Source organism: Streptomyces sp. Ag109_O5-1 (genome assembly GCF_003814875.1).
GTDB lineage: Bacteria > Actinomycetota > Actinomycetes > Streptomycetales > Streptomycetaceae > Streptomyces > Streptomyces sasae.
This window is the reverse complement of record NZ_RKQF01000001.1, coordinates 1,102,936-1,117,485: the sequence shown is the minus strand read 5'-3', so window position 1 is coordinate 1,117,485 and position 14,550 is coordinate 1,102,936. Positions and strand designations below refer to the sequence as shown.

Below are 14,550 nucleotides of genomic sequence, written 5' to 3'. Positions count from 1 at the left end.
GCAGCTCACTGGGAGGCGAAGATGGTCTTCTTCTGCCGCTCGATGGACGAGAGCAGGTTGTCGATCCCCTTGGGGTCCTGCAGGAACTTCTGCAGTCCGGGCTGCATCACCGTGGAGGTGAAGTCCGGGCGGGAGTCGCGGTCCATGAACTGGGTGAGGTTCTTGGCGCCGCTGATCATCGTGTACGCCTTCTTCTGCAGCGCAGTGTACGACGAGGTGTCGGCCTTGCTGGAGGCGGCTACCACGCTGGAGTCGGCCTTGAGGTAGATCGACTCGGCCTCGGGGGTGCCGAGGTACTCCATCAGCTTCAGAACACCGTCGTGGTTCTTCGGGGACTTGCTGACCATGAAGCCGTCGGTGGGGGCCTCGACGGTGTCCTGCCCGAACGCGGAGTTGATCTCCGGGAAGGCGAAGAAGTCGAGGTCGTCCAGGTCGGCCTTGTTGGTGAACTGCTGGGCCACGAAGGAGCCGAGGACGTACATGCCGGCCTTCTTGGACACCAGGGTCTGGGCGGCGTCCTGCCAGGTGCGGCCCATGAAGCCGTCCTGGTGGTAGGGGAGGATCTCGGCCCAGTGGTCGAAGACGGCCTTGACCTTGGGGTCGGTCCACGCCTCCTTGCCCGCCATCAGGGACTTGTGGAAGTCGTAGCCGTTGAGGCGGAAGTTGATCTGGTCGAAGGTGCCCATCGCCGGCCAGGCGTCCTTGTCGCCGAACGCGATCGGGACCAGGCCGTCGCTCTTCATCTTCTTGCACAGGGTGACGAACGCGTCCCAGGTGGTGGGGACTTCGTAGCCCTTGGCCTGGAAGACGCTCTTGCGGTAGAAGATCGCCCACGGGTACGTGTACAGCGGGACGAAGTAGTACTTGCCGTCCTCGCCCTTGCTGAGCTGCTTCATCGCGTCGGGGAAGTTGTCCCCGATCTTCGCCCACACGTCGTCGATCGGCGAGGCCAGGTTCTTGGCCGCGAAGAACTGCATGCGGTAGCCGGCGAACCAGGTGAACACGTCGTCCGGCGTGCCCTGCAGGTAGGAGTTGATCTGCTCCTGGAAGGTGTTGTGGTCCTTCGTGTTCACGTCGACCTTGATGCCGGACTGCTTGGTGAAGGCCGCGTAGATCTCCGCGAAGGCCTTCTTCGGCACGGCGTCGGACGAGTTGGAGCCGAGGCTGACGGTCTTCGGGTCGGAGGAGGACCCGCTGCTGCCGCAGGCGGAGAGCAGGGGTATGCCGGCACCGGCGAGGAGGGCGGCCGAACCGGCCCCGCGCAGGACGTTACGGCGGCTCGGACCCGGCAGGTGAAGACCGGACGGGGAGATGCGCATGGCGGCTCCTGAGTAACAGGGTTCGGCAAGGGGAAGAGTTGATCTTCGAAAGGTCCCGAAACCGATCAGAAACCAACTCGGCCGAACATCGTGGGCGCAATAACAGCCGCTTGTCCGCTCATGCGTCAATAGCCTGCGTCTCTCTCGCCCGTCTCTTGCCCGAAACGTAATCGACATGGTTGCCTGCCGGTTTGTTGAACAAAGCGGGACGACGGAGCCTCCGCGGGACAAACTCCGTGGGGGCTCGTGTGCGGGCGTGTTGGTTTCGTGGTCGGGACCAGCGGCTAAACCCGCAGCGACCGCACCGGCACGGGCCGTTCGCTACCCCCGGACCAGCAGCTGGAAGTCGAAGGCGTACCGCGACGCCCGGTAGACATGGCTGCCGTACTCCACCGGCCGCCCGGTGTCGTCGTAGGCCGTCCGTTGCATGGTGAGCAGGGCGGCGCCCTCCTTCTCGTCCAGCCGCCCGGCCTCCGCGGCGGTGGCGCTGCGGGCGCCCACGGTCTGCCGGGCGCTGTGCAGGGTGATGCCGGCCGTGCGCATCATCCGGTACAGGCCGGTCGACTCCAGGCGTTCCGTGTCGAGTTCCAGCAGGGCGGCGGGCAGGTAGTTGCACAGGAACGCCACCGGCTGGCCATGAGTGCTGCGCAGCCGTTCCAGGACGACCACCTCCGCGCCCTCCGCGATGCCCAGGGCGGCGGCCACCTCGGCGCTCGCAGGGATCCGTTCGTTGCGCAGCACCTCGGTGGTCGGCCCCTGTCCGGCCGACTCCAGGTCGTCGTAGAGGCTGCTCAGTTCCAGCGGGCGCTTGACCTGGCTGTGCACCACCTGGGTGCCCACGCCCCGGCGGCGCACCAACAGCCCCTTGTCGACGAGGGACTGGATGGCCTGGCGGACCGTGGGCCGGGACAGGCCGAGCCGCACCGACAGGTCGATCTCGTTGCCGAGGAGGTTCCCGGGGGCGAGCACACCGTGCTCAATGGCCTCCTCCAGCTGCTGGGCGAGCTGGTAGTAGAGCGGTACCGGACTGCCGCGGTCCAGGGCGAAGTCCAGGGTGTCGAGCGCCGAGACGGTCGCGGCGCGGGCGGAATCACCGGTTCGGGCCACCGGGACACCTCCTTCCGGGGGTCGGGGGTTCGTGGGGGGTCAGAGATGGCGACGGCGCCCGGCGAGCTGCCGGTCGTAGTCCTCGCGGGCGTGCACGGCGGCCTCGCGGGAGGCGGTCTCGGCGACCGGCACGTCCCACCAGGCCTCGGCCGGGGGAGCGGTGGGCGCCGGGTCCGTCTCCACGTACACACAGGTCGGCCGGTCGCTCGCGCGGGCCGCGGAGAGGGCCTCGCGCAGCTCGCGCACGGTCTTGGCACGCAGCACCTCCATGCCGAGGCTCGCCGCGTTGGCGGCGAGGTCGACCGGCAGCGGCGCCCCGCTGAAGGTGCCGTCGGCGGAGCGGTAGCGGTAGGCGGTGCCGAACCGCTCGCCGCCGACCGTCTCGGAGAGGCCGCCGATGGAGGCGTAGCCGTGGTTCTGGATCAGGACCAGGTTGACGGGCAGGCCCTCCTGGACGGCCGTGACGATCTCGGTCGGCATCATCAGATAGGTGCCGTCGCCGACCAGCGACCAGACCGCCACGTCCGGGGCCGCCTGCTGGACGCCGATGCCGGCCGGGATCTCGTAGCCCATGCAGGAGTAGCCGTACTCCAGGTGGTACTGGCGCGGCGAGCGGGCCCGCCAGAGCTTGTGCAGGTCGCCCGGGAGCGAGCCGGCCGCGTTGATGACAACGTCGTCATCGCCGACCACCGCGTCCAGGGCGCCGAGCACCTGCGTCTGGGTCGGTACGGCGTCCTCGTCGTCCGCGCGGTAGGCGGCCTCGACGACCGCCTCCCAACGCTCCTTGCCGGCCCGGTACTCGGCCTCGTAGGCCGCGGCCACGCGGTGCCCGGCGAGCGCCTCCGCAAGCGTCTCCAGAGCCGTCCGCGCGTCCGCCACCACCGTGCTCGCGGCCTGCTTGTGGGCGTCGAAGCCGGTGATGTTCACGTTGAGGAAGCGGACGTCCGGGTTCTGGAAGAGGGTCCCGGAGGCCGTGGTGAAGTCCGTGTACCGGGTGCCGACGCCGATGACCAGGTCGGCGGTGCGGGCCAGGTCGTCGGCGACGGCCGTCCCGGTGTGCCCGATCCCGCCCAGGTCGGCGGGGTGGTCGTGGCGCAGCGAGCCCTTGCCCGCCTGGGTCGAGGCGACGGGGATGCCCGTGGCCTCCACAAGGGCCCTCAGGGCGCCTTCCGCGCGGCTGTGGTGGACTCCGCCGCCCGCGACGATCAACGGCCGCTGAGCGGCCTTCACGGCGCGTACGGCGTCCGCCAGCTCCACCGGGTCGGGGGCGGGCCGCCGTACCCGCCAGACGCGTTCGGCGAAGAACTCCTCCGGCCAGTCGTACGCCTCCGCCTGGACGTCCTGGGGGAGGGCCAGGGTGACCGCGCCGGTCTCTGCCGGGTCGGCCAGGACCCGCATGGCGTTCAGCGCGGACGGGATCAGCGCCTCGGGGCGGGTGATCCGGTCGAAGTAACGGGAGACCGGGCGCAGGGTGTCGTTGACCGAGACGTCGAACTCGGTCGGGTGCTCCAGCTGCTGCAGCAGCGGGTCGGGCGCGTGGCTCGCGAAGTAGTCGCCGGGCAGGAGGAGGACCGGCAGCCGGTTGATGGTGGCCAGGGCCGCGCCGGTCACCAGGTTGGTGGCGCCCGGGCCGATGGAGGTGGTCACCGCCTGCGCCGAGAGCCGGTCCAGCTGGCGGGCGTGGCCGACCGCCGCGTGCACCATCGACTGCTCGTTGCGCCCCTGGTGGTACGGCATGACGTCGCCGTACTCCAGGAGCGCCTGGCCGATCCCGGCGACGTTCCCGTGGCCGAAGATGCCCCAGGTGCCGGCGATCAGCCGGTGCCGGACGCCGTCGCGCTCGGTGTACTGGGCGGACAGAAACCGCACCAGTGCCTGGGCGACGGTCAGGCGGGTGGTCGGCTGGCTCATGCGGGACCTCATTCGGACGGGGTGGTGTAAAGGGGCAGGCGCGGGTCGACCGGCTGCTCGGGCCAGGTCGCGCGGATCCGGGCGTGGTCCGGGTGGTCGCTGATCCGCCGGACCCGTTCGGGGTCCGGTCCCGCCATGACGTTCAGGCAGTACATGTGGTGGTTCGGGGCCGCGATCGACGGGCCGTGCCAGCCGTCCGGGACCAGGACCACGTCGCCGTCGCGGACCTCGGCCAGCGCGTCGGTGTTCCTGCCCCGGCCGGACGGCGAGACCCTGTGGTACCCCAGGCCGGGGCCGCCCTCGTGGTCCGTGAACTCGAAATAGTAGATCTCCTCCAGGGCCGACTCCGCCCCGGGACGGTACTCGTCGTGCTTGTGCGGCGGGAACGACGACCAGTTGCCGCCCGGCGTCAGCACCTCCACCGCGATCAGCCGGTCGCAGCCGAAACCGTCCGCCGCGCCGAAGCCGTTGACCTGACGGGAGCAGGCGCCCCTCCCGCGCAGCTCCACCGGCACCGAGGCGGCCGTCCCGTAGCGGGCGGGCAGCCGGCGGGCGCGGCGCGCCCCGCAGAGCGCGAACCGGCCGCCGTCGGGCGAGGTGACCGTCGTACGGCCGTCGCGCGGAACGTACGCGAAGTCGCTGACCGCGGCGAAGACGCTGTCCCTGCCGTGCAGTCGGAAGGTGTCGCGGCCGAACTCGTCGGCGCTGGCCACCGTGCAGCCGCCGGCCAGCGGCAGGACGAGCCACTCGCTCTCGCCGGTGGCGAAGGTGTGCGAGCCGCCCGGCGCCAGTTCGAGGACCCGCAGGGCCGAGAAGCCCCAGCCCTTCGCGCGCGCCAGGGGTACGCCCGGCGGGAGCGGGTAGGAAACGCCTGCGGTACGGCCCGTCGCGACGACGTCGAAGGCGCGTGCTTCCGACTCGGTCATGCGAGCCTCCTTGAGGTGGGCTGATGCCCCTCAGGTGTAGATCGGGGCAGGTCGCGCTGTCAATGGTTTGTACTTACATTCGGACCTGAATGTGAAATGATGTCTTAACAAAGTATTGACAGCGGGCCGCGCAGGGACTTGTATCCCGTCCCAGCGCACAGCATCGATCCGGACCGGCCCTTTCCGGCCCGGGTCCACGGATCCCCGTGATCCCACTTTTCCTCCCGTCGCACAGTGAGGTGCAGGAACGATGGACCGCTCATCCCTTAACCGTTCGCGGAAACTGGCCCCCTTCGTGGCCGTGGCCGCGGCGGCCGCCCTGACCCTCGCCGGCTGCTCCAGCAGCTCCGGAGGAAAGAAGTCCGAGGAAGGCGGTGCGGCGGCCTCCGCGGGCAAGGCGAGCACCCCCCGGATGACGGTCGCGCTGGTCACCCACCAGTCGCCCGGTGACACCTTCTGGGACATCGTCCGCAAGGGTGCCGAGGCCGCCGCGGCCAAGGACAACATCAAGCTCGTCTACTCCGCCGACCCCAGCGCCGCCAACCAGGCCAACCTGGTGCAGAACGCGATCGACCAGAAGGTCGACGGGATCGCCGTCACCCTCGCCAAGCCCGACGCGCTCAAGGACGTCATCGGCAAGGCGACCGCTGCCAACATCCCCGTCGTCGGGCTCAACTCCGGTGTGAGCGACTGGAAGAAGCTCGGCCTCATGGAGTTCTTCGGCCAGGACGAGACGGTGGCGGGCGAGGCGCTCGGCAACCGGCTGAACACGGAGGGCGCCAAGAAGGTCGTCTGTGTCATCCAGGAGCAGGGCAACGTGGGCCTCACGCAGCGGTGCGACGGGGTGAAGAAGACGTTCTCGGGAACGACGGAGACCCTGTACGTCAACGGTACGGACGCCCCTTCGGTCAAGTCCACGATCACCGCCAAGCTCAAGCAGGACAGCGCCATCGACCATGTGGTCACGCTCGGCGCCCCGATCGCGCTGATCGCGGTCCAGTCGGTGTCCGACGCGGGCAGCAAGGCGAAGATCGCCACCTTCGACCTGAACAAGGACCTGACCGGCGCCATCAGCAAGGGGACCATCGAGTTCGCCGTGGACCAGCAGCCCTATCTGCAGGGCTACCTGGCCGTCGACTCGCTGTGGCTCTACAAGAACAACGGCAACTACATGGGCGGCGGTGAGCAGCCGGTCCTGACCGGTCCGGCCTTCGTCGACAAGTCCAACGTCGACAAGGTCGCGCAGTTCGCCGCGAAGGGCACTCGGTGATCGACATGAGTCAGCAGGCACAGTCGGCGGTGGCGACACCGCCGGCTCCCGGCCCGAAGGAGAAGGACGGCCGCACCGCGCAGCGGCCCCTCGCACTGCGGCTGCTCGCCCGCCCCGAGGTGGGCGTCTTCCTCGGTGCCGTCGCCGTGTACGTCTTCTTCCTGGTCGCCGCGCCGCCGGTGCGCGAGGCCAGCTCGATGGCGAACGTCCTCTACCAGTCGTCGACCATCGGCATCATGGCCATTCCGGTCGCCCTGCTGATGATCGGCGGGGAGTTCGACCTGTCGGCCGGTGTCGCGGTGATCACCTCGGCGCTGACCGCGAGCATGCTTGCCTACCAGCTGTCCATGAACGTGTGGGTGGGCGTGATCGCCGCGCTCGTGGTGTCGCTCGCCATCGGGTTCCTCAACGGCTGGCTGGTGGTCAAGACCGGACTGCCCAGCTTCCTGATCACCCTGGGCAGCTTCCTGATCCTCCAGGGCGTCAACCTCGCGGTGACCAAGCTGGTCACCGGCAACGTCGCCACCGACGACATCAGCAACATGGACGGCTTCAACCAGGTCAAGGACATCTTCGCCTCGACCTTCACCATCGGCGGCGTCGATGTGAAGATCACCATCATCTGGTGGCTGGTCTTCGCGGCGATCGCCACCTGGGTCCTGCTGCGCACCAAGTACGGCAACTGGATCTTCGCGGTGGGCGGCAACAAGGACAGCGCCCGTGCGGTCGGTGTCCCGGTGAACTTCACCAAGATCTCGCTGTTCATGCTGGTCGGTTTCGGCGCCTGGTTCGTCGGCATGCACCAGTTGTTCTCCTTCAACACCGTGCAGTCCGGCGAGGGCGTCGGCCAGGAGCTGATCTACATCTCCGCCGCGGTCATCGGCGGCTGCCTCCTGACCGGTGGTGCCGGCTCGGCGATCGGCCCGGTCTTCGGTGCCTTCATGTTCGGCATGGTGCAGCAGGGCATCGTGTACGCGGGCTGGAACCCCGACTGGTTCAAGGCCTTCCTCGGCGTCATGCTCCTCGGCGCCGTCCTCATCAATCTGTGGGTCCAGCGCACTGCGACCAGGAGGTGACCCGATGACAGACAACGCGAACGGAACACACGGTGCCATCCTCCAGGACAAGGCGCCCAACGACGGCGGCGCGATCGTCGAGCTGCGCGGTACGGGCAAGTCGTACGGCAACGTCCGGGCCCTGCACGGCGTCGACCTCAAGGTCTTCCCCAGCCACGTGACCTGTGTACTCGGCGACAACGGCGCCGGCAAGTCCACCCTGATCAAGATCATCTCGGGGCTGCACCAGCACACCGAGGGCGACCTCCTCGTCGACGGCGACCCGGTTCGCTTCTCCAGCCCCCGCGACGCCCTCGACAAAGGCATCGCCACCGTCTACCAGGACCTCGCCACCGTCCCCCTGATGCCGGTGTGGCGCAACTTCTTCCTCGGCTCCGAGATGACCAAGGGCCCCTGGCCCGTCCGCCGTCTCGACATCGCCAAGATGAAGGAGACCGCCGACCGCGAACTGCGCAACATGGGCATCATCCTGGACGATCTCGAGCGGCCCATCGGCACCCTCTCGGGCGGTCAGCGCCAGTGCGTGGCGATCGCCCGCGCCGTCTACTTCGGGGCCCGCGTCCTGATCCTGGACGAGCCCACCGCCGCCCTGGGGGTGAAGCAGTCCGGTGTGGTGCTGAAGTACGTGGCCGCGGCCCGCGATCGCGGCCTCGGCGTCATCTTCATCACCCACAACCCGCACCACGCCTACATGGTCGGCGACCACTTCAGCGTGCTGCGCCTCGGCACCCTCGAACTGAGCGCCGACCGCAGCGAGGTCGGCCTCGAAGAGCTCACCAACCACATGGCGGGCGGCGCCGAACTCGCCGCGCTCAAGCACGAACTGGCGCAGGTCCGCGGTGTCGACACCGAGGAGCTTCCCGAGGAGGACGACCTCACCGCACCCGTCGCGACCGCTCCGGAAGGGAAGTCCTGACCCATGGCGAACCCGCTCGACCGCATCCGGGTCGGCTCGGCCCCCGACTCCTGGGGCGTCTGGTTCCCCGACGACCCCCAGCAGGTCCCCTGGGAACGCTTCCTCGACGAGGTCGCCGAGGCCGGCTACTCCTGGATCGAACTCGGCCCCTACGGCTACCTCCCCAGTGACCCGGCCCGTCTGACCGACGAGATCGCCAAGCGCGACCTCAAGGTCTCGGCCGGCACGGTCTTCACGGGCCTGCACCGCGGCCCCGCCGTCTGGGAGTCCACCTGGGAGCACGTCAGCCAGGTCGCCGCGCTCACCCAGGCGACGGGCGCCAAGCACCTGGTCGTCATCCCCTCCTTCTGGCGCGACGACAAGACCGCCGAGATCCTGGAGTCGCCGGAGCTGACCGGCGAACAGTGGGCCCACCTCACCAAGGGCATGGAGCGGCTCGGCCACGAGGTGAAGGAGACGTACGGCCTGGACATCGTCGTCCACCCGCACGCCGACACCCACATCGACACCGAGGAGCACGTCGAGCACTTCCTCGACTCGACCGACTCGGACCTGGTCAACCTCTGCCTGGACACCGGCCACTACGCCTACTGCGGCGGCGACAGCGTCAAGCTGATCGAGACCTACGGCGAGCGGATCGGCTACCTCCACCTCAAGCAGGTGGACCCGGCGATCCTGGCCGACGTCCAGGCCAAGGGCACCCCGTTCGGGCCCGCCGTGGCCCAGGGCGTGATGTGCGAACCGCCCGCCGGCGTACCGGAGCTGGGACCGGTGCTGGAGGCGGCGCAGAACCTGGGCGTCGACCTGTTCGCGATCGTCGAGCAGGACATGTACCCCTGCGAGCCGGACAGGCCGCTGCCCATCGCGGTGCGCACCCGGAAGTTCCTGCGGTCCTGCGGCGCCTGACTGCCGCATCCCGGGGACCGCGCGGAGAGATCCGCGCGGTCCCGCGCGCCCCGGCGGGTCGGGAACACCCGCCGGGGCGCGCGCGTTCTCCGGGTACCAGCGATCACGTCCGTTGCGACGGGGAGGCGAACATGACCACTCACGAGGAGCCGGCGGCCGAGGCGGTACAGCGCAAGGAGCGTTTCGGCGCGCTGCCCGAGCGGATACGGCCTGAGGACATGGTCGAGACCAGGCCGGCGATCCAGCACGACCCGGACCGGGACGCCTACGACCCGGACGAGTTCGCGGTCCGCTACGGCCTCTGAGACACCGGGACCCGGGCGAGCTCGCGGTCCGTGCTACGCCCTTTGAGCCTCCGGGGCACGGCCGAGCCCGCAGGTCCGTGCCACACCCCCTTGAACCATGAGGAAAAGGGCGACGGGGCGGTGCTCCCGGACCGCGTGCTCGGTCCCGGTGCCCCGCCCCGCCGCCGTGCGCGGTGTCAGGCTCCGCGCACCTCTGCGATCGTCACCGGACGGTGCTCGTGCAGAGACAGCGTGCAGGCCTCGGCGATCCAGCCGGCCTCCAGGGCGTCCTCGACCGTGCAGGGGGAGGGCCGGTCACCGGCGACGACCTCGGTGAACGCGGTGAGTTCGGCGCGGTAGGCGGCGGTGAAGCGGTCCATGAAGAAGTCGTGCGGGGTGCCCGCAGGGAAGGTCACACCGGGCTCGACCGAGCGCAGCGGGAGCTTGTCCTCCAGGCCGACGGCGATGGAGTCCTGGAAGCCGTGGATCTCCATGCGGACGTCGTAACCCCGCGCGTTGTGGCGTGAGTTGGAGACCACCGCGATGGTGCCGTCGTCCAGGGTGAGGATCGCGCCGGTGGTGTCGGCGTCGCCCGCCTCCTTGATGTAGTCGGCCCCCCGGTTGCCGCCGACCGCGTACACCTCGGTGACCTCACGGCCTGTCACCCACCGGATGATGTCGAAGTCGTGCACGGAACAGTCCCGGAAGATGCCACCGGACACGGCGACGTAGGCGGCCGGCGGCGGGGCCGGGTCGAGGGTGGTGGAGCGCACGGTGTGCAGCTTGCCCAGCTCGCCGCTCTGCACCGCGGCCCGGGCGGCCACGAAGCCCGCGTCGAAGCGGCGGTTGTAGCCGATCTGGATCGGCACGCCCTTGCCCTGGACGGCCTTGAGGACCTCGACACCGTCACTCATGTGCTTGGCGACGGGCTTCTCGCAGAAGACGGGGATCCCGGCCTCGACACCGGCCAGGATCAGAGCGGGGTGGGCGTCGGTCGCGGCGGCCACGACGATGCCGTCCACACCGGCGGCGAGCAGCGCCTCCGGCGAGTCCACGACCTCGGCGCCGAACTTCTCGGCGGCGGCCTTGGCGGCATCCGCGAACGGGTCGGTGAAGACCAGCGAGTCGACGGTGTCGAGCCCGGAGAGGGTCTCGGCGTGAAAGGCACCGATGCGGCCGAGACCGAGGATTCCAATACGCATGGGCGTGTTACTCCTTGATGTGAATGCACCCCGTCGGGGGCGCGGGGCTGTGTCGATATGCGGCTACGGCCGCTTGGGTGCGACCACGTCGGCGACCGCCGTACGCATCGCGAAGAACGGCACCGCGACGTCTTTTCTCAGCTCTCGCGCCGGGCGGCGGCGGCCCGCAGTTCGTCCCGCAGCACCCGCGGCAACAGGCCCTCGCGCAGCGCCCGCCGTACGAGGTCCGCCTGCGAGGGCGGGGCCATGCCGTCGACCGGCGGATCGCTGTCGAGGTTGGTCGGGAACGGGTAGCCCTCCGCGCTCGCGGCGATGACATGCTCCAGCCACGCCTCGGACGCCCCCTCCGAGCGGCGCCGGCGCAGCACCGGGTAGACGGCGTTGGCCACCGCCTCCCGATCCACGCTCTCCATGGCCCGCCCGAAGGCCGAGGACACCTGGAGCAGGTTGGCCATCCGGCGCACGTCGAGGGTCCGGTTGGTGCCGGCCGCGTGGAACACCGCGGGGTTGAAGAACACCGCGTCGCCCTTCGCCAGCGGCACCTGCACATGGTTGGCCTTGAAGTAGTCCCGGAACTCCGGCCGCCGCCAGGCCAGATAGCCCGGCTCGTAGGTCTGCGAGTACGGCAGGTACATGGTCGGCCCCGACTCCACCGGCATGTCGCAGTGGGCGACCGCGCCCTGCAGGGTGAGCACGGGGGAGAGGCGGTGCACATGCGCCGGGTAGGCCGCGGCGGTCTCGTCGGAGAGGAAGCCGAGGTGGTAGTCGCGGTGCGGGAGCTGGGCGGCGCCGCCCGGGTTGACCACGTTGATCTGCGAGGTGATCTGGTAGCCGGGGCCCAGCCAGGCATGGGAGACCAGGGCCACGATGTCGTTGGCGTAGTAGTCGGCGAACGCCTCGGGGTCGTAGAGCGCGGCCTTCTCCAGGGCGTTCCACACCCGTTCGTTGGCACCCGGCTTCGCGAAGTGGTCGCCCGCCCCGGCGCCCGACTCGTTCTGCTCCGAGATCAGCGCCCCGAACACCGCCGTGGCCCGGTCGACCACCTTCGGGTCGGGGAACGCGCCCCTGAAGACGACCACACCGGGGCCGTCGGTCAGGGCGCGCACGAGTTCGGTCCGCACCTCGTGGGGCGCGTCGGTGATGCGCAGCCGCTCACTGTCGTAGACGAGGACGTTGCCCTCGACCGCCGAGGCGTACGGGTAGGCGCCCGGGTCGGTGGTCCGCTCGACCAGCGCACGGAAGGTGTCGAGGTCGCAGTCCTGCGGCGACAGCCAGGGGCGGCCCTGTTCGGCTGCGAGGGACATCGGCGTCCTTCTTTCGGTCGCGGTCGCGATCCCCGTCGCGGTCGCGGTCGGGGGCACGGTCGCCGTCACGGGTGCGGCACGGCTCTGTCATTCTTGTCAGTACAAACCCCTCGAACAACCAGCAGCAGTCCATCAAAAACCCCTCAAGGAGCCAGGCTGTGGGCCATCCCTTCCCGATCCGTGAAATCGCACGTCAGGCAGGGCTGAGCGAGGCCACCGTGGACCGCGTGCTGAACGGCCGGGGCGGGGTGCGGGAGAGCACCGAGCGGGAGGTGCGGCAGGCGATCGCCGATCTGGACCGGCAGCGCACCCAGGTTCGGCTGGTGGGCCGCACCTTCATGGTCGACATCGTGATGCAGGCGCCGGAGCGGTTCACCACGGCCGTGCGCGGCGCGCTGGAGGCCGAGCTGCCGTCGCTGCATCCGGCCGTGGTCCGCTCCCGGTTCCACTTCCGGGAGACCGGGCCGGTGGAGGAACTGGTGCGGACGCTGGACCGGATAGCCCGCCGGGGCTCGCAAGGGGTGATCCTCAAGGCGCCGGACGTGCCCGAGGTCACCGCCGCCGTCGGGCGCCTGCGCTCGGCGGAGATCCCGGTCGTCACCCTGGTCACCGACCTGCCCGCGAGCGGCCGGCTTGCCTATGTCGGCAGCGACAACCGCGCCACCGGCGCCACCGCGGCCTATCTGATGGGGCAGTGGCTCGGCGACCGGCCCGGCAATGTCCTCACCAGCCTGAGCAGCGGCTTCTTCCGCAACGAGGAGGAGCGCGAGATGGGCTTCCGCAGCGTCATGCGGGCCACCCATCCCGAGCGCACCCTGGTCGAGATCACGGAAGGGCAGGGCCTGGACGCCACCCAGTACGACCTGGTCCGCGCCGCCCTCGAACGCGATCCGGAGATCCGCGCCGTCTACTCGATCGGCGGCGGCAACATCGCGACCCTGCGCGCCTTCGCCGAACTGGGCCGGGAGTGCGCGGTCTTCATCGCCCACGACCTCGACCACGACAACACCCGCCTGCTGCGCGAGCACCGCCTGTCCGCCGTCCTCCACCACGACCTGCGCCAGGACATGCGCGAGGCCTGCCACCTGGTGATGCGCGCCCAGGGTGCGCTGCCCCCGGCGGGACCGACCCTGCCGTCGGCGATCCAGGTGGTCACGCCGTACAACATGCCCACCTCGACGGTGCGCTGAGCCGGGCCCCGCTGAGGGACCGGTTCTCACAGATTGATCGAGTACGCCTTGCGCAGCGTCTCGTGCACCGTCCACGTCGTACGGTCGCCCGCGCGCAGCACGGCCATGTCCCCGGGGCCCACACCGAACGTCGCCCCGCCCTCGACCTCGATCGTCGCCGAGCCGCTGACCACCACGAACAGCTCGTCCGCCTCGGTGTCGGTGACCACCCCCGGCGTGATCTGCCAGATCCCGCGGATCTGCTTCCCGTCGGCCGACTCCCAGACCACCTTGCCGGTGACCTCGGGCGTTCCGGAGACGATCTGCGCCGGGTCGAGCGGGTCGGGTTCGAGCTCGGCGTCGGGGATGTGGAGAGCGAAGCTGTGCGTCGTCATACGGCGACCCTAGCGAGCCCGACGGCCGCCGGGATGTGTACAGGGTGTGGGGCATCGGGCCTGGTGGGAGGACACTTCGTCGGGCCGCGCGGAGTGGCGGGCGGACCGGGTCCAGGTGATCGTGGAGGGCATGGCCGACTCCACGGCGACCGTCGCCCAGCCCCGCGCGCACGACACCCGCGAGGCCGTCCTGTTCGGCGGGGTCTACGGCGCCGTGCTGGCCTGCTCGATGGTCGCCGCCCTCACCCAGTACGGCCACACCTCCGCCGCCAGCCGCCGCTACGACGCCGTCTGGCTCGTGGTCACCGCCTGCGCGTCCGCCCTGGCCCACGGCTACGCCCACTACATCGCCGAACGCGCCCCGCACCGGCGCTGGGACGTGCTGCGCACCCTGGCCGACGAGTGGCCGCTGGTCGTGGCCGTCCTGCCCACGGTGTTCCTGCTGGCGGGCGCCGGCTGGGGCTGGTGGCCGCCGAAGGGCGTCGAGTACCCGGCGTTCGTCCTGAACATCGTGATCCTGTTCGGCCTCGGCATCGTCACCGCCCGCTGGTCGGCGCGGAGTTGGCTCGCCGCCGTCCTGATCGGCATGGTGGACGCGATGCTCGGGGTGATCGTGGTGGTGGCCAACGCGCTCATCAAGTAGACACGGGTCCGGACACGGTTCCAGACCCGCGCCGGGGTCCGGTTCCGGACACGGTTCCGGGCCCGGGTCCGGATCCGGTTCATTGAACGGTAAACGGGTTTACGATCACTCAAGGTCACTGT

At 69.9% G+C, this 14,550-nt stretch carries 14 protein-coding genes; 7 read left to right on the top strand and 7 right to left on the bottom strand.

What is annotated here, in order from left to right; genetic code table 11:
• Nucleotides 1-5: 5 nt before the first annotated feature.
• The 4 genes from EDD90_RS05105 to iolB all read right to left on the bottom strand — a co-directional run bounded on the left by EDD90_RS05105 (nt 6) and on the right by iolB (nt 5,263).
• Entirely contained in the window at nt 6-1,319 is a 1,314-nt protein-coding gene (locus EDD90_RS05105; protein ID WP_123971954.1) for an ABC transporter substrate-binding protein, read from the bottom strand.
• Nucleotides 1,320-1,640: 321 nt separating this feature from the next.
• Nucleotides 1,641-2,426, bottom strand: a complete 786-nt coding sequence (locus EDD90_RS05100) for a GntR family transcriptional regulator (protein ID WP_123971953.1) — start codon at nt 2,424-2,426, stop codon at nt 1,641-1,643.
• Nucleotides 2,427-2,465: 39 nt separating this feature from the next.
• The gene (gene iolD / locus EDD90_RS05095) at nt 2,466-4,337 is read right to left on the bottom strand and encodes a 3D-(3,5/4)-trihydroxycyclohexane-1,2-dione acylhydrolase (decyclizing) (protein ID WP_123971952.1); all 1,872 of its coding nucleotides are present in this window, start codon (nt 4,335-4,337) and stop codon (nt 2,466-2,468) included.
• 8 nt (nt 4,338-4,345) lie between these two features.
• A complete protein-coding gene (iolB, locus tag EDD90_RS05090; protein WP_123971951.1) occupies nt 4,346-5,263 on the bottom strand; it encodes a 5-deoxy-glucuronate isomerase in 918 nt (305 codons plus the stop codon).
• A 250-nt stretch (nt 5,264-5,513) separates the two neighbouring features.
• On the opposite strand from iolB, the gene EDD90_RS05085 reads away from it, so the two are divergent.
• From EDD90_RS05085 to EDD90_RS55110, 5 genes are all read left to right on the top strand, one after another.
• Nucleotides 5,514-6,533: a sugar ABC transporter substrate-binding protein gene (locus EDD90_RS05085; protein WP_123971950.1), complete on the top strand. Its 1,020-nt coding sequence runs from the start codon at nt 5,514-5,516 to the stop codon at nt 6,531-6,533.
• 5 nt (nt 6,534-6,538) lie between these two features.
• Nucleotides 6,539-7,609: an ABC transporter permease gene (locus EDD90_RS05080; protein WP_394365468.1), complete on the top strand. Its 1,071-nt coding sequence runs from the start codon at nt 6,539-6,541 to the stop codon at nt 7,607-7,609.
• A gap of 4 nt (nt 7,610-7,613) precedes the next feature.
• Nucleotides 7,614-8,525, top strand: a complete 912-nt coding sequence (locus tag EDD90_RS05075; RefSeq protein WP_123971949.1) for an ATP-binding cassette domain-containing protein — start codon at nt 7,614-7,616, stop codon at nt 8,523-8,525.
• A gap of 3 nt (nt 8,526-8,528) precedes the next feature.
• Entirely contained in the window at nt 8,529-9,431 is a 903-nt protein-coding gene (locus EDD90_RS05070) for a sugar phosphate isomerase/epimerase (RefSeq protein WP_123971948.1), read from the top strand.
• Between the two features lie 131 nt (nt 9,432-9,562).
• Nucleotides 9,563-9,736 carry a hypothetical protein gene (locus EDD90_RS55110; RefSeq protein ID WP_185148937.1) on the top strand — a complete coding sequence of 58 codons (174 nt, stop codon included), beginning with the start codon at nt 9,563-9,565 and terminating at the stop codon, nt 9,734-9,736.
• 176 nt (nt 9,737-9,912) lie between these two features.
• On the opposite strand, the gene EDD90_RS05065 is transcribed toward EDD90_RS55110, so the two are convergent.
• Together EDD90_RS05065 and EDD90_RS05060 are read right to left on the bottom strand one after the other, a co-directional pair.
• Nucleotides 9,913-10,917 carry a Gfo/Idh/MocA family oxidoreductase gene (locus EDD90_RS05065; protein ID WP_123971947.1) on the bottom strand — a complete coding sequence of 335 codons (1,005 nt, stop codon included), beginning with the start codon at nt 10,915-10,917 and terminating at the stop codon, nt 9,913-9,915.
• Nucleotides 10,918-11,054: 137 nt separating this feature from the next.
• Nucleotides 11,055-12,221: a phytanoyl-CoA dioxygenase family protein gene (locus EDD90_RS05060; protein ID WP_123971946.1), complete on the bottom strand. Its 1,167-nt coding sequence runs from the start codon at nt 12,219-12,221 to the stop codon at nt 11,055-11,057.
• Nucleotides 12,222-12,379: 158 nt separating this feature from the next.
• On the opposite strand from EDD90_RS05060, the gene EDD90_RS05055 reads away from it, so the two are divergent.
• Nucleotides 12,380-13,411: a LacI family DNA-binding transcriptional regulator gene (locus EDD90_RS05055; protein WP_123971945.1), complete on the top strand. Its 1,032-nt coding sequence runs from the start codon at nt 12,380-12,382 to the stop codon at nt 13,409-13,411.
• 26 nt (nt 13,412-13,437) lie between these two features.
• On the opposite strand, the gene EDD90_RS05050 is transcribed toward EDD90_RS05055, so the two are convergent.
• Nucleotides 13,438-13,785, bottom strand: a complete 348-nt coding sequence (locus tag EDD90_RS05050; protein ID WP_123971944.1) for a cupin domain-containing protein — start codon at nt 13,783-13,785, stop codon at nt 13,438-13,440.
• 130 nt (nt 13,786-13,915) lie between these two features.
• Here EDD90_RS05050 and EDD90_RS05045 point away from each other — a divergent pair, with 130 nt between their 5' ends.
• A complete protein-coding gene (locus tag EDD90_RS05045) occupies nt 13,916-14,428 on the top strand; it encodes a hypothetical protein (RefSeq protein ID WP_123980898.1) in 513 nt (170 codons plus the stop codon).
• Nucleotides 14,429-14,550: the final 122 nt, after the last annotated feature.